The organism is Herbidospora daliensis (genome assembly GCF_001570585.1).
GTDB classification, from domain to species: domain Bacteria; phylum Actinomycetota; class Actinomycetes; order Streptosporangiales; family Streptosporangiaceae; genus Herbidospora; species Herbidospora daliensis.
Genome location: NZ_BBXF01000003.1, coordinates 1,006,656 through 1,025,867, shown reverse-complemented (window position 1 = coordinate 1,025,867; position 19,212 = coordinate 1,006,656). Strand labels below are relative to the sequence as shown.

The following is a 19,212-nucleotide window of genomic DNA, read 5'->3' as shown; positions in this document are numbered from 1 at the left end:
CAGGTCACTACCACCTCGCGGGTAGCTTTCCTGGCGGTCGGCCGGACGACGGCCACCCGTTCAACCAAGGGAGACGACTGTGTCCAGCATGCGCGCGATCAGCCTGACCGGCTTCGGTGGGCCCGAGAAGCTCGAACCGGTGCAGGTACCCCGGCCCGAACCGCTGCCCACCGAGGTCCTCGTCCGGGTGCACGCGGCCGGGGTGAACCCGGTGGACTGGAAGACGCGGTCCGGTGGCGGCATGTCCGGGGTGCTGGGCGAGCCGCCGTTCGTCCTGGGCTGGGACGTGTCGGGCGTGGTGGAGGAGGCCGGGTTCGGCGTGACCACGCTGGCGCCGGGCGACGAGGTGTACGGGATGCCGTGGTTCCCCCGTGCGGCCGGCGCGTATGCCGAATACGTCACCGCACCGTCACGGCAGTTCACCCGCAAGCCGTCGAGCGTCGACCACGTGACGGCCGCGGCCGTGCCGCTGGCCGCGCTGACCGCCTGGCAGAGCCTGGTGGACACCGCCGGGGTGGGAGCGGGGCAGCGCGTGTTGATCCATGCCGCCGCCGGAGGTGTGGGCCACATCGCGGTGCAGCTGGCCCGGCATCTGGGCGCGTACGTCGTCGGCACCGCCGGCGCCGCCAACCACAAGTGGCTGCGCGGGCTCGGCGTCGACGAGGTGATCGACTACACGTCCACGAGATTCGAGGCGGCGACCGGCGACATCGACGTCGTCATCGACCTGGTCGGCGACGAGCACGACGACACGAGCACCCGCTCACTGCGGGTCCTGCGACCCGGCGGCCTGCTCGTCGCGGTGCCCTCCGGCGTCTCACCCGAGCTGCTGAAGCGCGCCGCCGAACACGGCGTCCGCGCCACCCCGTTCCTGGTCGAACCGGACGCCCCCGCACTGGCCCGCATCGCCGACCTCATCGACCAGGGCACGTTGACCGTCGAGGTGGAGGACGTCCTCCCACTCGACCAGGCCGCAGAGGCCCACCGGCGCGGCGAGCGGGGCCACACCCGCGGCAAGCGCGTTCTGTCCGTCGTCTCCTGACCTCTCTCCCAACGGGAAGAACGCGCGACGGGCTGGCACGCCACAGCTCTGCGTTTTGGGATACCGCATGTGGCGAAGCGAGGGCTACGCGTACGGCCGCGAGCGCCGGCGCGGTGCCGGCGTCTCCCCCGGCGCCCTAGACGACCTGATTGCCACCGCCCCCGCCAGCGGCCGCTCCTCCGACGGCGGCGGCAGTTCCGGTGACGGCTCCGGCGGTGGCGCGGCTCTCCGGTGGCGCCCGACCGAGAAGGCGAGCTTGCGCACATGGAACCCGCCGAAGATGAGGCTGACCCCCACCGCCACCACCAGCACCCCCGTCGCCATCGCCGCGACCGGGTCGACCCCGGCCGCCTGGCTCGTGGTCGAACTGACCGCGTCAGGCCGTAAGGCCAGGGTCACGTCGGCCGGTTCGACCGTCAGGTCGGGCTTGACCATCCGGGGAATCCCGTAGCCGACGATCTTGCTCTCGTCGCGGACCTTCCTTTTCAGCCAGACCTTGTCGACGTTGGCCTCGATGGTGTGAATTTTGCCGCCATCGACCTTCTCGACGATGCCGACGTGGTCGATGCCCTTGATGTCGTCGCCGCCCGCCCAGTCGAAGAAGACCAGGGCCCCCGGCTCGGGTTCGTCCGTCCATGCCTGGTGCTGTTCGAACCAGCGCGCGTGTGAGGGCGTCCAGGCGAAGGCGCCGACGTAGTCGGTGACTCCGGCCTTGTCCGCGGCCCAGGCGATGAACATGTCACACCATGCGGCGTTGCGGTACTGCGGATCCTTGACGGTCTGGGCGTACCACGCGCCGTATTTGGTGTGCTGTCCGGGCTTCTCCCGGTATCCGAGCTCTCGGGTGACGACGGCTAAAAGGTCGTTGGTGATCGTCTCTGGGGAACGTTCCACCCGTTCTGTCCTCCATGCCTCCCGATCCCTCGACTGTAATTCGGAAATCGGAAGTACGCTCCCGATTCATCAGAAAGGGCGAGCAATACCCCCCAACCGTAACTGTGCGGATGATCTCCTCCCGTATGATCACGTTCAGTTCGTTTTGGGAGGGTCGTGAACCACCGTGTCCTGTTCGCGGGGGCCGGGATCGTCGTGGTCTGCGCGGTGACCTGGGGTTTCGCGCTGCCCTCCGAAGAGGTCCCGCAGCCCGTGGCCCAAGTCGGGACCGTGCCACCGCCGCCGCCGGCCTCGCCGCGCGCGACCTTGCCCTACATTCCGCCGCCTGCTCCCACGCCGCCGCCGCCGAAGAAGGTCAAGGTGCCCGAGAAGGGCTCCGGGAAGTACCGCGTCGCCGCCGGCGGGGCCGAGGCCCGCTCGGGCAAGGCCCCTGTGATCAAGTACATGGTTGAGGTCGAGAAGGGGCTGCCCTTCGACGTGGACGAGTTCGCGGCGGCCGTCCACGAGATCCTGAACGACCCCCGCGGGTGGGGGCGGTTCGAGCGGGTGTCCAAGGGGGCGGCCCGGCTCCGGGTCTCGCTCGCCACTCCCGGTACGACCAACCGCGAGTGCCTGCCGCTGCGCACCTTCGGCCAGTTGTCCTGCTGGAACGGGCACCGGGCGGTCATCAACGCGCGCCGCTGGGCCTTCGGCGCCGATACGTACAAGGACCTGGAGCTCTACCGGAAGTACGTCATCAGCCACGAGGTCGGCCACGGCCTCGGGCACGGCCACCGCGACTGCCCCGGCCGGGGGCGCGCGGCCCCGGTCATGGTGCAGCAGACGATCTCCCTGCGGGGCTGCAAGCCGAACCCGTGGCCGAGCCCCGGGCGCGAGCCCTGATGAACCTTTCGGCGGCGACCTCGGCGCTTGACGGCGGTGTTTGACGGGCCGTCCGCCCGCCCTTGACACTGGGGCCTCCCGCGGGCCGAACAAGAACGCTCCCGGCGGTCTGCGCCACCCAGACGAGCGGGAGGTTCCTTGATGAAGCGTGTCCGGTTACTGGTCGTGACGGTGCTCGCCGTCGCGCTGCTGGGGGTGACGCCCGCCCTCGGCCAGGGGCGTCCCGACTGGGTGCACACCTGGACGTCGATGCCGCAGCTCACCGAGCCGCACAACCTGCCCCCGGCGCCGTTCACCCAGGAGAACCTGGTCATGGACGACACGACGCTGCGGCAGACCGTCCGGGTCACGGCGGGAGGCCGGCAGGTGCGGCTGCGGTTCTCCAACGCGTTCGGCGGCGTCGCGCTGCCCGTCACCAAGGTCGCGGTCGCGCTGCCGGCGAACGGGCAGGCGGGGGTGGCCGCGATCAGGCCCGGGTCGTCGCGGCCGGTCACCTTCCAGGGGCGGACCTCGGTCAGCGTGCCGGTCGGCGCGCAGGCCGTCTCCGACCCGCTGAACTTCCCGGTCGCCGCCGGGACCAACCTCACGGTCACCATGTACCTGGCGCAGGGGCAGGCCTCCAACCTGGTGACCTCCCACCCGGGGTCGCGCACGACCTCGCACCTGCTCGCCGGTGACCACGTCGCCGCCACCGACCTGCCGGGGGCGACGCCGACCGACCACTGGTACTTCCTCAGCGGCGTCGAGACCGTCTCGGACGCCCGCGCCCTCGTCGTCGTCGGCGACTCGCTGACCGACGGGCGCGGATCGACGACGAACGGGAACGACCGCTGGCCCGACGTGCTGGCCGACCGGCTGCGCGGCGTCCCGGTGCTGAACCAGGCGGCGGGCGGCAACCGGGTGCTCAACGACGGCCTCGGCCCGAACCTGCTGGCCCGCCTCGACCGCGACGTGCTGGCGACCAGCGGCGTGGCCTGGCTGCTGGTCTTCGAGGGCGTGAACGACATCGGCACCGCCGAGGCGAGCGAAGCCGCCCAGGCCCAGGTCGCCGCCGACCTGATCGCCGCCTACGAGCAGATCGCCGTCCGGGCGCAGGCCCAGGACATCCGCGTGTACGGCGCCACGATCACCGCCTTCGGCGGCAACACCGGCTACGACGACCCGGCCGGACTGCGCGAGGCCACCCGGCAGCGGGTCAACCAGTGGATCCGCACGAGCGGCGTCTTCGAGGCGGTGATCGACGTCGACAAGGTCACGCGTGACCCGGCCGACCCGCGCCGGTTGCTCCCGGCCTACGACACGGGCGACCACCTGCACTTCAACCCGGCGGGCTACCGGGCCATCGCCGACGCGGTCCCGGCGCGGCTGTTCCGCTAGGCCGATTCGCGGACGACCAGTTCCGGCTCGAAGATGACCGACTTCGGGCGGCGCGAGGGGTCCTCGATCTGGGTCAGCAGGAGCCGCGACATCTCCGCCGACATGTCCTCGACCGGGTGCCTTATGGTCGTCAGCGGCGGGCGGCAGGCCAGCGCGGCGGTGCTGTCGTCGAAGCCGACGACCCGCAGGTCGCCCGGGATGCGCAGGCCCCGGGCGGCGGCGACCTCCAGGGCTCCCTGGGCCATCAGGTCGTTGGCGACGAACAGGCCGTCGATGCGCGGGTGCTCCTCCAGCAGCCGGGCCATGGCCTGTTCGCCGCTCTCCTTGGTGAAGTTGCCTGCCACGCTCGGCACGTAGGCGTGCCCGTGGCGGGCCATCGCCTCGCGGAAGCCCGACAGGCGCTCCATCGAGGCGAGCACGTCGAGGGGGCCCGAGATGGTGGCGACCCGTTCGCAACCGCGCGCGACCAGGTGGTCGGCGGCCATGCGCGCGCCGGCGCCGTGGGCGAGGTCGACGTACGAGATGGGAATGGGCTGGTCGGGGCGGGCGAACAGGACGACCGGGGTGCCCGACTCGGCCAGCATCGCCGGGAGGGGGTCGTCGGCGTGGGTGGTGACCAGGATCGCCCCGTCGACGTGGCCCTGCCGGACGTAGTCGACCACCTGGGCCCGCGCGTCGGCGGCCTCGGCCAGCATCAGCACCAGGTGGACGCCGAGCGGGCGCAGGTGCCCGCTGATGCCCTCGACGACGCGGCCGAAGAAGGGGTCGGTGAAGACGCGGGCGAAGAACTGGCCGGCGCCTGAGACGATCAGGGCGATCGAGCCGGTCTTGCCGGTGACGAGCTGGCGGGCGGCCCGGTTCGGGACGTAGCCCACCTCGGCGATGGCCCGGCGGACCACCTCCTGGATCGACGGGTCGACGTTGCGGATGCCGTTGATCACCCGGGATACCGTCGCGCGGGAGACCCCGGCGGCCCGTGCCACGTCTTCCAGCGTGGGCGAAGCCACCCGATCTTCCCTCATATCCGCCACTTTAGCGGAGAGCGCTCTCCATCAGAGGGGTAAGAGGCGCACGGCGTCCAAGGCGAGGGTGAGGTCGACGATGTCGCGCGGACGCGACAACGAGCGGCCGGTGAGCTGCTCGACGCGGCGGATCCGGTTGATGATCGTGTTGCGGTGGCAGTAGAGGCGCCCGGCCGCGCGGGCGGCCGAGCCCTCGCAGAGCAACCAGGTCTCCAGCGTCGTCAGCAGCACGTCGCGGTCGGCGCCCTCCAGCGCCAGCAGCGGCCCCAGCACTCCCCCGACCAGGTGGCCCGACAACTCGGGCTGGCAGATGACCAGCACGGTGGCGAGCCGCTGGTCGAGGCGGGCGATCTCGGGGCCGGCGTCGGCGCAGGTGCGCATGGCGAGCTCGGCCAGGCGGTGGGCGTCGCCGAGGTCGACCAGGCTCTCCACCACCGGGCTCACCCCGGCCACGCCGCTGACGACCAGGCGCAGCGCCTCGGTCAGGTCGTCGAGCGAGGCGTCGCCCAGGGCGACCACGCCGACCTCGTGACCGGTCCGCATGCGCCACATGAAGCGCATCTGGCCGATCTTGTCGGGCAGCCGCGTGCCCTCGTGGTCGTGGCGGATCGGGAAGCGCACCGTCACGACCGCGAAGCGGGCCCGTTCGGGCAGGTCGAGGGCGGCCGAGGCGCCGCGCACGACGCCGGCGTCGGCGGTGCCGTCGAGGAGGGCGTCCAGCAGCGCGTTCACGCGTTCGTGGTTGCGGCCGAGCAGCTCCTGCTCCCTTCTGCGGTAGGTGTTGCCGGCGACCAGCGCCTGCCGGTCGATGGCGTGCCACACGTGGGTGGCCACCCTGACCAGCACGCCGATGCGCTCGGGCTGCTCGCGTTCGACGTAGTCGACGATGGCCGACCACATCACCTGCGCGGCCAGCCGGTACATGCGCATCAGGGAGTCGACCGGGAGGCCCTGCTCGGCGCGGCGGCGGGCCATCGACTCGGTGAAAGGGAGGTCGCGGCGTTCGTGCCGGTCCTGGAGCATCGTGGTGATGCCGATGCGCAGGCCCTCGCGGGTGCTCTGCCAGTGGTCGTCGGCGGGCACGAACGTGCAGTAGGCCTCGTCGCCGCCGCGGACCCGCGTCACCAGCTCGTCGGTCAGCTCGGGGAGCCGGGCCAGCAGGGCCCCGGCCGCGCCGCGCAGCAGCTCACGGACCTCCGCGTCGTGGTTGGACTGCGTCAGGGAGCGCATCTCCCCAAACTGCCACCAGCCCCGTTCCGGAACAAGGTTCGGTTTCGTTTCGTGACACGCCGTTGTGCGGTTGCACAACCGGGTCGCGTCATGAGTGGGCAGGGGTCGCGACTTCACCGTGTGCTCTGGACGGCCGTGCGAGCGCGGGGTTTGGTGTGCAGCACCGACGCTCATGGAGGAAACACGTCATGGCCGATCTCGCTGTCAGCGATCTGGTGGTGGGCTACGGGCCGGTGCGGGCGCTGCGGGGGGTGTCCATGCGGGTGCCGTCCGGGTCGATCGTCGCCGTGCTCGGGGCGAACGGCGCGGGCAAGTCCACCCTGCTCCGGGCGATCTCCGGCACGCTCCGCTTCCACCGGGGCGGCTGCCAGGGCGTCGTGACCCTGGGCGGGCAGCGACTGACCGGGCTCGACGCCGCCTCGGTGGTGGGCCGCGGGGTCGTGCAGGTGCCCGAGGGACGCCGGGTGTTCGCCCGGATGACCGTGGAGGAGAACCTGCGCGCGGGCGGCCTGGGCCGCACGCGCCGCGACTACGCCACGGCGCACGACCAGGTGACCGAGCTCTTCCCCGTGCTGAAGGAGCGCGCGCGGCAGCGGGCCGGGCTGCTGTCGGGCGGCGAGCAGCAGATGCTCGCCATCGGGCGGGCGCTGATGGCCGGGCCGACGACGCTGCTGCTCGACGAACCCACTCTCGGGCTGGCCCCGCTGACGGCCGCCCGCATCACCGAGACGATCAAGGAGATCAACAGTTTGGGCACCTCGGTCCTGCTCGTGGAGCAGAACGTGGCGATGGCCCTGTCGCTGGCCTCGCACGCCTACGTCCTGGAGGTCGGCGAGGTGGTCCTCGAAGGGACCGCCGCCGAGCTCAGGGAGAGCGACGAGGTGCGCCGCCGCTACCTCGGCATCGGCGACGCCGTGGAGGGCGCGCTCGAGACGCGCACCCTGTCGAGGTGGTCGTAGTATGACGACGGCATACCAACCGGACGGTATGGAACCGCTCGAAGTCCGCGACGTGACCGTCCGGTTCGCCGGGCTCACCGCCCTCGACGCCGTCAGCTTCACCGTGGCGCCGGGGACCGTGCACGCCGTCATCGGGCCCAACGGGGCCGGCAAGTCGACCTGCTTCAACGTGTTGTCGGGCGTCTACAAGGCGACCTCCGGCTCGGTCAGGTTCGGCGACGCCGAGCTCACCACGCTGAGGCCGCACCGCATCGCGGCGCTGGGCGTGGCCCGCACGTTCCAGAACATCGCGTTGTCGCCCCGGCTGCCCGTCCACGACAACCTCATGCTGGGCCGCCACCGGCTCACCTCGTCGGGGTTCGTCTCGGCCGGGCTGCGGCTGCCGAACGCCCGGCGCGAGCAGCGGCGGCACACCGCGCGGGTGGCCGAGATCGCCGAGTTCGTCGGGCTGACCGGCAAGCTCGCGTTCCCGGTCGGGCTGCTGCCCTACGGCGTGCAGAAGCGGGTGGAGCTGGCCCGCGCCCTGTGCATGGAGCCCCGGCTGCTGCTGCTCGACGAACCGGTGGCCGGGATGAACAGCGGCGAACGCCAGGAGATGGCCGAGCTCATCCTCTCGGTGCGCGACAGCCTCGGCATCTCGATCGTGCTGGTCGAGCACGACATGGGCATGGTCATGCGGCTGGCCGACCGGGTCACCGTCCTGGACTTCGGCCGGCGCATCGCCGACGGCACCCCCGCCGAGGTGCAGGCCGACCCCGCCGTCATCGGCGCCTACCTCGGGACGGAGGGCACGTGACCACGTTCGTGGAGCTGCTCGTCAACGGGATCTCCATCGGGGCCGTGTACGCGCTCATCGCGCTCGGCTTCGTCGTCATCTTCAAGGCGACCGAGGTGGTGAACTTCGCGCACGCCTCGCTGCTGCTCGCGGGCGGCTACCTGATCGCCCGGTTGTGGCCGCTGGTGGGCTTCTGGGCGGCGCTGCTGATCGGCGTCGCGGCGGCGGCGCTGGTCGCGGCGGCCATCGAGTTCCTGGTGATCCGGCGGGCAAACGTCGCCTCCCACAGCGTGCTCGCGATCGTCACGATCGGCGTCGACATCGTGATCACGACCGAGCTGACCCGGCAGATCGGCACCGACGTGCTGGCCATGGGCGACCCCTGGGGCAGCCAGGTGGTGCGGTTCGGCGGGGTGACCCTGGCCGAGACCCGGATCGTGGCGCTGGTGACGGCGGCGGCGCTGATCACCGCGTTCCTGCTGGCGTTCAAGTACACCGGCTGGGGCGTCGCGATGCGCGCCGCCGCCGAGGACGCCGAGACGGCCGCGCTGATGGGGGTGCGGCTCGGCCGGGTGTCGATGAGCGCGTGGGCGGTGGCGGGCGGCCTGGCGGCGGTGGCCGCGCTGTTCCTGTGCGTCTTCCCCACCCCCGGCCTCGACCGCAGCACCTCGCTGGTCGCGCTGAAGGCGTTCCCGGCCGCGATCCTCGGCGGGCTCGACTCGACCACGGGGGCGCTGGTCGGCGGCCTGATCATCGGCGTGACCGAGTCGATGATGAGCGGCTACCAGAACGACATGGCCTTCCTCGGCCGCGGCATCGGCGACGTGGCGCCGTTCCTGGTGATGCTCGTCATCCTGCTCATCCGGCCCGCCGGGCTGTTCGGGACGAAGGAGCTGGCCCGTGTATAGGTACCTCGCCTGGACCGGCCTCACGGCGGTGCTCTTCCTGGTGCCGTTCTACCTCGACGGGTTCTGGCTGCAGACCGGGCTGTTCGCGATGTCGGCGGCCATCGGCGCGATCGGCATCAACCTGCTGACCGGGGCCACGGGCCAGTTGTCGATGGGGCACGCGTTCTTCCTCGCGGTGGGGGCCTACGCGTACGTCTTCTTCTCGGCCGAGCCCACCGCCCGGCTGGGCGGGCTGGGCCTGCCGACCGGGCTGGCGGCGGTGCTCGCGGTCGTCGTCGCGGGCGTCGCGGGCGGGCTGTTCAGTCCCATCGCGGGGCGGCTGAAGGGGGCGTACCTGGGCATCGCCACGTTCGCGCTGATCTTCGGCGGCCAGCACGTGCTGTTCAACGCCGAGCACCTGACCGGCGGCTTCAACGGCCGGGCGGTGCCGGAGCTCGACCTGTTCGGCTTCTCGTTCGGCGACACCCCGGAGCTGATCGTGCTCCAGGTGCCCTTCGGGACGCTGGAGCGCCTGTGGTTCCTGGGCCTGGCGCTGGTGGCGCTGTCGATGGTCTTCGCGCGGGGCGTGCTGAAGGGCCGTCCCGGCCGGGCCATGAACACCATCCGCGACCACGAGATCGCGGCCGGCGTGATGGGGGTGCCGGTCGCGCGCTACCGGGCCGGGGTCTTCGTGCTCTCCAGCATGTACGGCGGCCTCGCCGGCGTCCTGCTCGCCCTGGTCTTCCAGCGGACCGTGCCCGAGTACTTCGGCGTGCTGCTGTCGCTCGACTACCTGGCCATGATCGTCATCGGCGGGCTGGGCTCGGTCGGCGGCGCGGTCCTCGGCGCGCTGTTCGTCTCCCTGCTGCCGCAGCTGCTCACCAAGTACAGCGACTCGATCCCGCTGGTGGCCGCCCCGGGGACGCCGGGGGGCGTCTCCCCGGCCGAGGCCGCCCGCATCCTCTACGGCGCGGCCGTCGTGACGGTCGTGCTCTTCCTGCCGGGCGGCCTCCTCGGGCTGATCAGGAAGATCCGCCTGAGACCGCCGCGCCTGCGGCTGCCCCTCTCCTCCCCCTCACCAGAAACCAGGAGTCCGCATGTCCCCTGACAGGAAGGCCGCGGTCGTCATCGCGGCCCTGGCGCTCGCCGTGTCGGCCTGCGCCAGCGACAAGGCCACCGGCGGGGCGGCCCCGGCCACCGCGACGGGCGGCGACGGCGTGAAGACCGGCGCGGGCGTCACCGAGACCACCATCACGCTGAGCCTGCTGACCGACCTGACCGGGCCCTACGCCTCGCTCGGCAAGAGCGTCACGCAGGCCCAGCAGATGTACTTCGAGCAGCTCAACACCGCCGGGGGCATCTGCGGGCGCACCATCGAGACGGTGGTCCGCGACCACGGGTACGACGTCCAGAAGGCGATGGCGGCCTACGCGGAGGTCGCGCCGCGCACCGCCGCGATCCCGCAGTTCATCGGCTCGCCGATGGTGACGGCGCTGAAGGAGAAGATCACCGCCGACAAGATCCTCACGCTGCCGAACGCGTGGGCGACCAGCCTGCTCGGCAGCGACGCGATCCAGGTCACCGGCACCACCTACGACGTCGACATGATCAACGCGGTCGACTTCCTGACGAAGGAGAAGGGCCTCAAGCCGGGCGACAAGATCGGGCACCTGTACTTCGAGGGCGACTACGGCGAGAGCGCGCTCAACGGCTCGAAGTTCGCCTCGCAGAAGGTCGGCCTCGAACTGGTCGAGCAGAAGATCAAGGCCACCGACCAGGACATGACCGCGCAGGCGACCGCGTTCAAGAAGGCCGGCGTGAACGCGATCCTGGTCTCGGTCGGCCCCCGCCAGGCCGCCTCGCTGGTCGGCGTGGCGCTCGCCTCGGGCCTCGACGTGCCCTTCGTCGGCAGCAACTCGGCCTACAGCCCGCTGCTCCTCGAGACGCCCGCCGCGCCCGCGCTGCTCAAGGACTACTACGTGGCCACGGCCGGGGCGCCGATCTCGGCCCCGCTCCCCGTGTACGAGAAGCTCATCAAGGACTACGAGGCCAAGTTCCCCGGCCAGCCCCTCGACAGCGGCGTGGCCTCGGGATACACGCAGGCCGTCATCATCGGCGACACCCTCAAGGCCGCCTGCGCGGCCAAGGACCTGAGCAGGGAAGGCATCATCAAGGCCCACCGGACCCAGACGGCCTGGGACGGCGGCTTCGGCGGCACCCCGCAGGACTTCTCGGTCTACGACAAGCCGGCGTCGTTGTCGACGTACATCGTGAAGCCCGACAAGGCCGCGATCGGCGGGTCGGTGATCTTCAAGGAGCACGCGATCTCCGACCTGGCCAAGGAGTACCAGGTCCCGCCGCCCGCGTAGGTCAGCCGCCCTCCTCCTCGACCAGGTCGCGGATCAGCGGCGGGACGGGCTCGCCGGTGATCTCCCGCCACCGGCCGGCGATCTCGCCCGGCCCGGCCGGGGCGACGCAGCGCACGAGCCAGTCGATCGCGGCGTCCGCGTCGCCCCGCGCCACGGCGACGCGGACCAGCTGGCGGCAGGTGGCGGTCGTCATCCGCCGGTCGCCGAGACGCCCGTTGGCGTCCAGCGACCGGCGGAACCAGCGGTCGGCCTCGTCGAGCCGCCCGCGTTCGAAGGCCACCCGGCCGAGGCCGTGGCAGCTGCCGGCCGTCACGGGCCGGTAGTCGATCTCCTCGCCGGTGGCCAGGGCGGTCGTGTACCACTCCTCGGCGTCGTCCCAGTCCTCCCGCTCCTCGGCCACCCGCCCGAGCTGGTGCTGGACGGCGGCCAGCTGCGCGCCGGGGGGCCGCTGCGGCAGGGCGGCGAGCAGGTCGCGGTAGGCGCGGCCCGCGTCCTCCAGGCGGCCGGTGGCGAGGTGGCGCTCGGCGTCGCCGGCCACCAGGAAGAACCACAACTCCCCGGCGGGGCCGTCGAGGGCCGGGGCGATGCCGCCGGCGAACTCCAGGGCGCGGCGGCCCCGGGCGGTCCACCGCCGCGCGTCCTCGTCGAGGTCGCCCGACCAGCGGGTGGCGAGCACCGTCGCGATGCGCTGCGCGGTGCCCCACTGGCGGCCGTCGAGGGCCGCGCCGAACACCCCGGCCAGGCTGTCGTACTGGACGCCCAGCACCCGGTCGGCCAGTTCGGCGTCGCCCTCGGCGAGCTGCCGGTGCAGCCGTTCGGCGAACTCGGCGGCCGACTCCAGGAGGGCGAACCGGGTGGTGGCGTACTCCTGGTCGAACGTGCGCTGACCCGCGGCCCGCCACTCCTCGACCAGGTAGGGGCGCAGGGCGGGGTGGACGGCGTACATGCCGAGGGCCATCGCCATCGCCGGGCCGGTGCCCAGGCCCTGGGCGGTCTCGGTGCTGACGCGCACCCGGGTGAGCAGCCCGGTCCCGACGGCGCGGTCGAGTTCGGCGCGCCAGGCCGCCGGGCCGAGGCCGCGGAAGGCGTCGGGGGCCGACCAGAACCGCGACAACACGGCCAGCACGTCGGTGATCACCACGCCGGGGAACAGGGCCGCGGCGCCCAGCCGCCGCCGCTCGTCGGCCGACAGGTAGGTGAGGGCGTGGTGCACGCCCGCGCCGAGCAGGTCGCGGCCGAGCCCCCGGTGGCGGAGGGCGTCGAGCAGCTCCTCGGGATCGGTGTCGGCCAGCCGGGGCAGGGTGAGCCGCATGGCGAGGGGGTGCCCGGCCAGGGCCGCCATCAGGTCGGAGAAGAGCCACCGCTGGCGGCGCGCCGCCGCGCCGGGGAGCGGGGCGAGCAGCCGGTCGGCGTAGCCGGTGGCGTCCTCGGAGCCCAGCCCGGCCACCTCGATCCGGGGCAGGTCGCCGAGCCGGGTCTCCGGGGTGCGGCTGGTGACCAGCACCGCGCCGCACGCCGACCCGGCGACGTCGGCCACCAGGTCGCGCAGCGCGGCGGGCCCGTCGTCGTCGAAGGCGTCGCCGAGGGTGTCGAGGCCGTCGAGGATCAGCAGCAGCCGCCGTTCGGCGAGGAGCTCGCGCACCATCGCGCGGCGCCGCTCACGACCCGCGCGGGCGAACTCGGCGCCCAGGTGGGGCAGGCCGAGGGCGGCGACGACCGCATCGGGGCCGGCGGCGGCGTGCCGGACCACGCCGCCGGGCTCGGCCCCGCCGGTGCGGGCCCACCAGCGGCCGAACGCCTCGGCCAGCGCGGTCTTCCCGATCCCCGGAGGCCCGTGCAGCACGGCGGCCCGGCGGTCGTGGAGGTGCTCTTCGAGCGCGTGGAACAGGTCGTCGCGACCGACGAACGTCTCCCGGCCGGCGGCGGGGTCGCTCTTGGGGTCGAGCAGGTCGGGGAAGCGCGTGTCGCGGCGCAGGTGGTGGACGGGGACCAGCCAGTCGTCGAGGCGCAGCGGGCCCCGCAGGCTCGGGCGGTCGGGCCGTTCGGCCAGGCGTTCGCGGCCGGCCGTCACGGCGGCGGTGACGGTGTCGCCGGCGATGAGGCGGCCGTACAGGCAGGACAGGAAGTCGGCGGCGGCGGCCGCGTCGAGGCGGTGGGGCAGCGCCACCACCGACCCGGCGACCTCGGCCAGCGCGGCGGCGGCCTCGGGCGGGCAGGCGTTGGCGACCACGAGCGGCACGTCGGCGGCCGCGAGCGCGCCGGCGACCTCGCCGGCCGGTCCGGGCAGGCCGCCGCCGTCGAAGTGCACGACGTGAAACCCCTCGGCGGCCTCGCGGAGCCGGGCCACGGTGGGCGGGCGCAGCACGACGAGGTCGACGTCGCCGCCGAGCCGCTCCAGCAGCGGGCGGGTGACGATCGCCTGGTCGCCCCGCGACAACACGGCGAGCACGCGCAGCCGCTCGCCGGGCGCCGCGACCGGTTCGCCGGGTTCGGTCCCGGGTGCGGCGCGCACCACGCCGACCTGGTCGAGGACCAGATACCGGCCGCGCTCGGGGTCGCGCAGCAGCTCCCACGGCACGTCGTCGGCGGGCCCCCGGATCACCAGCTCGACCGGGCCGCCGGAGTCCCGCGCCGCCTCGTACGCCGCCCGCCGGTCGTCGTCGGCAAAGAGGGCGGCGAACAGCGCCTCGCCCCACGCCGCGAGCCCGGCGGCGACCTCGGCGCCCCGGGCCGCGCCCACGCCGTAGGGGACCCGCCGGTAGTCCTCCAGGTACCACCGGAGGTCGGGCGGGTCGGGCGGGCAGGCGAAAGCGGCGTCGTCGCCGACGTCGAACAACAACCGGTCAACCACCGCGTCTCCCCGAATCGCCGCTGATCATCACATGATCACCATGAAACCGCCGGGCTGCGCGGCTCAGTTCGCGAACTTCCGGGCCGTGTCGCGCGCCCACGCGGCGGCCCGGTCGGCGTCGGCGGGGGCGAGGACCGATCCGGTCATCCGGCTCAGGCGCTCCACCTGGTCGGCGTAGCGCAGGTGCTCGGCGGCGGCGTGCTCGCGGCAGGGCAGGCACGTCACGCTCTCGGGCCGGACCGACGTCAGCGCGTAGGGCGCCTCGATCCCGCAGCCGGTCGTCACGGTCGTCGGCTCGTCGGGGGTCAGGCCGGTCGACGACACGAGCAGGTTGCGGTAGACCGCGCCCGCCTCCAGGGTTTTACGGTCAACGTGAATGTGAGACATCGCAAACCCGATTAAACCGCTTCCCACCCCGAGTCGCCGAACCGGAACACCCGCAGGTCCTCCACGGGGTAGGGGTCGCCGGGGCCGGTCGAGACCGTGATGCCCGGCAGCAGGGTGCCGATCTCGACGTCGCGCAGGTCGCGGGCGGCCGCCATCAGGCCCTCCCGCGACGGGCACTCCATCCGTTCCAGCGCCGCCGCGAAGGCCGCCGCCGACGTCCAGCCGAACATCACCTGCGAGCTCGCCGGGTCGGCGTCCGGGACGTGCCGCCGGACGGCGGCGGCGAAGGTCCGCACGTCGGGGTCGTCCTCCCAGGCGACCGGGTCCTTGTAGAAGCCGGTCGTCAGCACGCCGCGCAGCGCCGCCGGGCCGACCCCGGCGACCAGCGAGGGCGTGTTGGCGACGCCGTTGAGCAGGTGGAGCGGGTTCCACGTCGTCATCGCGGCGTCGGCGGCCAGGGCCTGGGCGGCGAACTTGGGCGTGCCGACGTTGAGGAAGACCCCGGCCCCCGATGCGGCCAGGCCCGCCATCTGGGCCTGGACGTCGGCGTCCATCACCTCGTAGCCGCGCCGGGCCACCACCTGGACGCCCGTCCCGGCGACGGCGTCCTCGAAGGCGGTCAGGAGTTCGCGGCCGAAGTCGTCGTTCTGGTAGAGCACCGCGACCGTGGCGTGCGGGCGGGTGCGGAGCAGGTGGCGGGCGTAGACGCGGGCCTCGGCGGCGTAGGTGGGCTGGAAGCCGATCGTCCACGGGTGGGCGGCGTCGCCCCAATCGGAGGCGCCGGAGGCGACGAACGGCTGCGGCACCCCGCGCCGGTCGGCGTAGGCGCGCACGGCGGCCGTCGACGGGGTGCCGAGCGTCTGGAACAGCGCGAAGACCCGGTCGGAGTCGACCAGCCGCCGCGCCTCCTCGACCGCGCGGGCGGGCTGGTAGCCGTCGTCGCGGACCAGGAACTCGACCTGGCGTCCGGCCACGCCGCCGCGCGCGTTCGCCCAGGCGAAGTAGGCCGCCGCCCCCTGCGCGACCGCGCCGTAGGCCGAGGCCGGGCCCGACAGCGGGTAGACGCCGCCCACCCGCACCGTCGTGGGCGTGAGCCCGTCGGCGTGCTGCCCGGCGCACGCGGGCGGGCCGCCGACGACCACCTCGGCCGAGGTCACCCGGCAGGCGGACACCAGCAGCAGGGCCACGAGGGCGAGCCGTCTCACGCGCGGTCCTTCCCGAGGAACGATGGCAGCCGCCGCGCCAGCCCGGTCACCCCGTGGGGCGCGACCGCCAGCACGACGATCAGGGCCAGGCCGGAGACCAGGCCCGGCGCGGGCAGGAAGGCCACCACGACCGCGCCGATCACCGCGCCCGGCACGGTGCCGAGGCCGCCGATGACGAGCCCGGCCAGCAGGGTGATCGACAACGTGACGGTGAACGACTCGGGGGCGACGAAGCCGGTCGTCCAGGTGAACAGGCAGCCGGCCACGCCCGCGTACAGGGCCGACCAGGCGAAGGCGTGCGCCCGGGTGGCCGGGGGCCGGATCCCGAGGAGCTCGGCCGCGCCCGCGTCGGCGCGCAGCGCGGCCAGCGCCCGCCCGGCGGTCGACCGGATCACCACCCGCGTCAGCGCGAACGCGGCCGCCGTGACGGCGAGCACGAGCAGGTAGACCCACTGGTCGTCGTCGAGGCCGGTGAAGGAGGGCGCGCCCGGGGTGCGCGCCGGCAGCCCCATCGCGCCGCCCGGGGCCAGCCGCCTGATCAGCGGCGGTACGGCCACCGCCACCGCGAACGTCACGACCGCCAGGTAGAGCCCGCTCAGCCGGACCGCCGGGCGTCCGAAGGCGTGCCCGAGCCCGTAGGCGACCAGCCCGGCCGCCGGGAGCGTGACCGGGTAGGGCGCCCCGGCGGCGAGCAGGATCGCGGCGGTGTAGGCGCCCACGCCGAAGAACGCGCCGTGGCCCAGCGAGATCAGCCCGCCGTGCCCGGTCACCAGGTCGAGCCCGAGCAGCGCCACGACGTAGACCAGCACGAGCGTCACCCGGTACAGCGGATAGGGCGGCACCAGGAACGGCACCGCCGCGGCAGCGGCGGCGGCCATGGCGAGCGCGGTCCGGGGGTAGGGCCAGGCCCGCCGCCGGTCGCCCGCGTACTGCCCGACGGCCGGGCGGCGGTGCCCGGTGCCCGTGCGCGGTTCCGCCGTCATGCCCGCACCCGGGTGAGCCCGGCGGCGCGGACCGCCGGCAGCGCCAGCAGGACCGCGAGCGGCACCACCACGCGCAGGTCGGCCCACAGGTAGGTGCCGGCCAGCGTCTCGGCCACCCCGATCAGCAGCCCGCCCGCGACGGCCGCGACGGGGTTGGCGAACCCGCCGACCGCCGCGGCGGCCAGCGCCGAGACCAGGGCGTCGCCCATCATGCCCGGCTCCAGGAACACCACCGGCGCGACCAGCACGCCCGACGCCGCCCCCGCGACGGCGGCCAGCCCCCAGCCGAGGGCGTGCACCCGGCCGACGCGGATGCCCGCCAGGCGGGCCGCCCGGGGGTCGGCGGCGACCGCGCGCAGCGTCAGCCCCGCGCCGCTGTGCCGGATCACCAGGTAGAGCAGCGCGAGCACGGCCCCCACCACGGCCAGCGGGCCGGCGACCCCGAGCGGCCCGCCGGGGAAGGGGTCGGGGAAGGCGCGCAGCGCCGAGGTCCAGATCTGCGCGGCCAGGGCGTGGACGAGGACGTACAGGCCGATCGTCATGATCAGCGCCGCGTCGCCGGCCCGCCGCATGACGAGCCGCTGCGCCAGCGCGCCCGCGGCGAACGCGACGACCATGGTGAGCGGCAACGCCACCCAGTAGGACAACCCGGCCTCGACGAGCTGCCACGCCACGTAGGCCGACACCATCGCGAGCTCGCCCTGCGCGAAGTTGACCACGCCGGTGAACCGGTGGACGAGCACCAGCGCCAGCGCGAGCGCCGCGTAGACCGCGCCGGACCCGAGCCCGTGGACGACCTGCCCGATCATGCGGCCAGCCGCCCGCCGTCGAGGGTGTGCACGCGGTGCGCGACCAGGGAGGCGGCCCGCGCGTGCTGCTCAGCGACCACGATCGTTGCGCCCTCGCGCCCCGCGACGGCCGCGAGCGTCTGGAACAGCCGGCCGGTCAGCCCGGGAGACAGGCCGCGCGACGGCTCGTCGAGCAGCAGCACCTTCGGCCGTCCCATCAGCGCCCGCCCGATCGCGAGCAGGCCCTGCTCGCCGCCGCTGAGGGTGCCGGCGGGCTGGCGCAGGTGCGCCTGGAGCACCGGGAAGTAGGTGAACACGCGCGCGAGGTCGTCGTCGACGCCCCGGCGCGGCCACGGCCGCGCGAACGCCCCGGCCCGCAGGTTCTCCTCGACGGTCAGCGGCTTGAACACGCCGCGTTCCTCCGTCACGTGCCCGACTCCCCGGCGCGCGATCTCCTCGGGGGCGAGCCCGAGGACCGGCGTGCCGCCGACCCTGACCACACCCCGGGCCGCCACCAGCCCCGACAGCGCCCGCAGCAGCGTCGTCTTCCCGGCCCCGTTGGGCCCGAGCACGACGACGACCTCCCGCTCCCCCGCCACCAGGTCGACGCCGTGCAGCACCCGCACGGCCCCGTATCCGGCGCGCAGCCCGCCGACCTCCAGGCCGCTCATCGTGCCCCCAGGCAGGCCGCGATCACGGCCGGGTCGCGGCGCACCACGTGCGTCGGCCCGTCGGCGATCTTGTGGCCGAGGTCGAGGCAGACGATGCGCCCGCACAGGCCCAGCACGAACTCCATGTGGTGCTCGACCACCACGACCGTCAGGCCGGTGGCCCGGTGCAGGTCCCTGATCAGGCCCGACAGGGCCAGCGCCTCCTCCGGGCCGAGCCCGCCGGCCGGTTCGTCGAGCAGCAGCAGCCGGGGCTCGGCGGCGACCGCGCGGGCGATCTCCACCCGTTTCAGCACCCCGTAGGGCAGTCCGGCGGCCGGGTGGTCGCCCAGGCCGAGCAGGCCGAACCGGTCGAGCACCCGGTCGGCGTGCGCGCGCAGCCGCCGTTCGCCGTCGCGGGCGAACGCGGCCCGCCAGAACCCCTCGGCCCCGAACCGGTGCGCGCCCGTCATGACGTTCTCCCGGACCGACAACCCGGGGAAGACGGCCGGGTGCTGGAAGGTCCGGGCGACGCCGGAACCGGCCACGGCGTGCGGCGGGCGGGCCAGCACGTCCTGGCCGGCGACGCGGATGACGCCGTCGTCGGGGTCGCGGCGGCGCGTCACGCAGTCGAACAGGGTGCTCTTGCCCGCGCCGTTGGGGCCGATCAGGCCCACCACCTCGCCCGGGCCGGCCACCAGGCCGACCGCGTCGAGGGCGGTGACCCCGCCGAAGCGCACGGTCAGCCGGCCGATCTCCAGCATGGGCACCATCGCCTTGTCGCCGCCTTGTCGCGTGCCGACGGAACGGTGCAGAGTCTCGGCAGCGGCGGCCCGGTCGCGCATCGGTGAAATCACCAGTCTTGCCCTGTGCGCCGCAGGTGACGAAAGGTGTCACGACTTTTCCCTCATATC

The 19,212-nt window shown here is 73.7% G+C and carries 18 protein-coding genes; 8 read left to right on the top strand and 10 right to left on the bottom strand.

Going from position 1 to position 19,212, the window contains the following annotated elements; genetic code table 11:
* Positions 1-88: 88 nt before the first annotated feature.
* Positions 89-1,042: an NADP-dependent oxidoreductase gene (locus AW274_RS19630; protein ID WP_062434244.1), complete on the top strand. Its 954-nt coding sequence runs from the start codon at positions 89-91 to the stop codon at positions 1,040-1,042.
* Positions 1,043-1,126: 84 nt separating this feature from the next.
* On the opposite strand, the gene AW274_RS41375 is transcribed toward AW274_RS19630, so the two are convergent.
* Entirely contained in the window at positions 1,127-1,936 is an 810-nt protein-coding gene (locus AW274_RS41375; RefSeq protein WP_062434241.1) for a CHAP domain-containing protein, read from the bottom strand.
* Positions 1,937-2,092: 156 nt separating this feature from the next.
* Between AW274_RS41375 and AW274_RS19620 the strand changes: the two genes are divergently transcribed.
* Positions 2,093-2,818: a DUF3152 domain-containing protein gene (locus tag AW274_RS19620; RefSeq protein WP_269750587.1), complete on the top strand. Its 726-nt coding sequence runs from the start codon at positions 2,093-2,095 to the stop codon at positions 2,816-2,818.
* A gap of 141 nt (positions 2,819-2,959) precedes the next feature.
* On the top strand, positions 2,960-4,195 hold the full coding sequence (locus AW274_RS19615) for an SGNH/GDSL hydrolase family protein (RefSeq protein WP_062434238.1): 1,236 nt from the start codon (positions 2,960-2,962) through the stop codon (positions 4,193-4,195).
* Here AW274_RS19615 and AW274_RS19610 read toward each other — a convergent pair.
* Positions 4,192-5,217, bottom strand: a complete 1,026-nt coding sequence (locus AW274_RS19610) for a LacI family DNA-binding transcriptional regulator (protein ID WP_062434236.1) — start codon at positions 5,215-5,217, stop codon at positions 4,192-4,194. The genes AW274_RS19615 and AW274_RS19610 overlap by 4 nt on opposite strands.
* A 30-nt stretch (positions 5,218-5,247) precedes the next feature.
* Positions 5,248-6,447, bottom strand: coding sequence for an RsbRD N-terminal domain-containing protein (locus AW274_RS19605; protein WP_062434233.1), 1,200 nt, complete (start codon positions 6,445-6,447; stop codon positions 5,248-5,250).
* Between the two features lie 188 nt (positions 6,448-6,635).
* Between AW274_RS19605 and AW274_RS19600 the strand changes: the two genes are divergently transcribed.
* From AW274_RS19600 to AW274_RS19580, 5 genes are read left to right on the top strand one after another with little or no spacing between them, the layout of a single operon-like run.
* Complete coding sequence (locus AW274_RS19600) at positions 6,636-7,406, top strand: ABC transporter ATP-binding protein (RefSeq protein WP_062434230.1); 771 nt, start codon at positions 6,636-6,638, stop codon at positions 7,404-7,406.
* A gap of 28 nt (positions 7,407-7,434) precedes the next feature.
* Complete coding sequence (locus AW274_RS19595) at positions 7,435-8,202, top strand: ABC transporter ATP-binding protein (RefSeq protein WP_157520457.1); 768 nt, start codon at positions 7,435-7,437, stop codon at positions 8,200-8,202.
* Positions 8,199-9,089: a branched-chain amino acid ABC transporter permease gene (locus tag AW274_RS19590; RefSeq protein WP_062434224.1), complete on the top strand. Its 891-nt coding sequence runs from the start codon at positions 8,199-8,201 to the stop codon at positions 9,087-9,089. Before AW274_RS19595 ends, AW274_RS19590 begins: the two co-directional genes overlap by 4 nt.
* The gene (locus AW274_RS19585) at positions 9,082-10,176 is read left to right on the top strand and encodes a branched-chain amino acid ABC transporter permease (protein ID WP_062434220.1); all 1,095 of its coding nucleotides are present in this window, start codon (positions 9,082-9,084) and stop codon (positions 10,174-10,176) included. The genes AW274_RS19590 and AW274_RS19585 overlap by 8 nt, the downstream gene beginning before the upstream one ends.
* Positions 10,166-11,437, top strand: coding sequence for an ABC transporter substrate-binding protein (locus AW274_RS19580; RefSeq protein WP_062434217.1), 1,272 nt, complete (start codon positions 10,166-10,168; stop codon positions 11,435-11,437). The genes AW274_RS19585 and AW274_RS19580 overlap by 11 nt, the downstream gene beginning before the upstream one ends.
* A 1-nt stretch (position 11,438) precedes the next feature.
* On the opposite strand, the gene AW274_RS19575 is transcribed toward AW274_RS19580, so the two are convergent.
* The 7 genes from AW274_RS19575 to AW274_RS19545 all read right to left on the bottom strand — a co-directional run bounded on the left by AW274_RS19575 (position 11,439) and on the right by AW274_RS19545 (position 19,155).
* Positions 11,439-14,288 (bottom strand): AAA family ATPase, encoded by a 2,850-nt coding sequence (locus tag AW274_RS19575; RefSeq protein WP_062434214.1) that lies wholly within the window; start codon positions 14,286-14,288, stop codon positions 11,439-11,441.
* Positions 14,289-14,351: 63 nt separating this feature from the next.
* Positions 14,352-14,675, bottom strand: coding sequence for a hypothetical protein (locus tag AW274_RS19570; RefSeq protein WP_062434212.1), 324 nt, complete (start codon positions 14,673-14,675; stop codon positions 14,352-14,354).
* A gap of 11 nt (positions 14,676-14,686) precedes the next feature.
* The gene (locus AW274_RS19565; protein ID WP_083974493.1) at positions 14,687-15,880 is read right to left on the bottom strand and encodes an ABC transporter substrate-binding protein; all 1,194 of its coding nucleotides are present in this window, start codon (positions 15,878-15,880) and stop codon (positions 14,687-14,689) included.
* Positions 15,877-16,863 carry a branched-chain amino acid ABC transporter permease gene (locus tag AW274_RS19560; protein WP_062434209.1) on the bottom strand — a complete coding sequence of 329 codons (987 nt, stop codon included), beginning with the start codon at positions 16,861-16,863 and terminating at the stop codon, positions 15,877-15,879. Before AW274_RS19560 ends, AW274_RS19565 begins: the two co-directional genes overlap by 4 nt.
* The gene (locus AW274_RS19555; RefSeq protein ID WP_062434206.1) at positions 16,860-17,672 is read right to left on the bottom strand and encodes a branched-chain amino acid ABC transporter permease; all 813 of its coding nucleotides are present in this window, start codon (positions 17,670-17,672) and stop codon (positions 16,860-16,862) included. Before AW274_RS19555 ends, AW274_RS19560 begins: the two co-directional genes overlap by 4 nt.
* On the bottom strand, positions 17,669-18,322 hold the full coding sequence (locus AW274_RS19550; protein ID WP_062434203.1) for an ABC transporter ATP-binding protein: 654 nt from the start codon (positions 18,320-18,322) through the stop codon (positions 17,669-17,671). Before AW274_RS19550 ends, AW274_RS19555 begins: the two co-directional genes overlap by 4 nt.
* Entirely contained in the window at positions 18,319-19,155 is an 837-nt protein-coding gene (locus AW274_RS19545; RefSeq protein ID WP_232320186.1) for an ABC transporter ATP-binding protein, read from the bottom strand. Before AW274_RS19545 ends, AW274_RS19550 begins: the two co-directional genes overlap by 4 nt.
* Positions 19,156-19,212 lie beyond the last annotated feature (57 nt).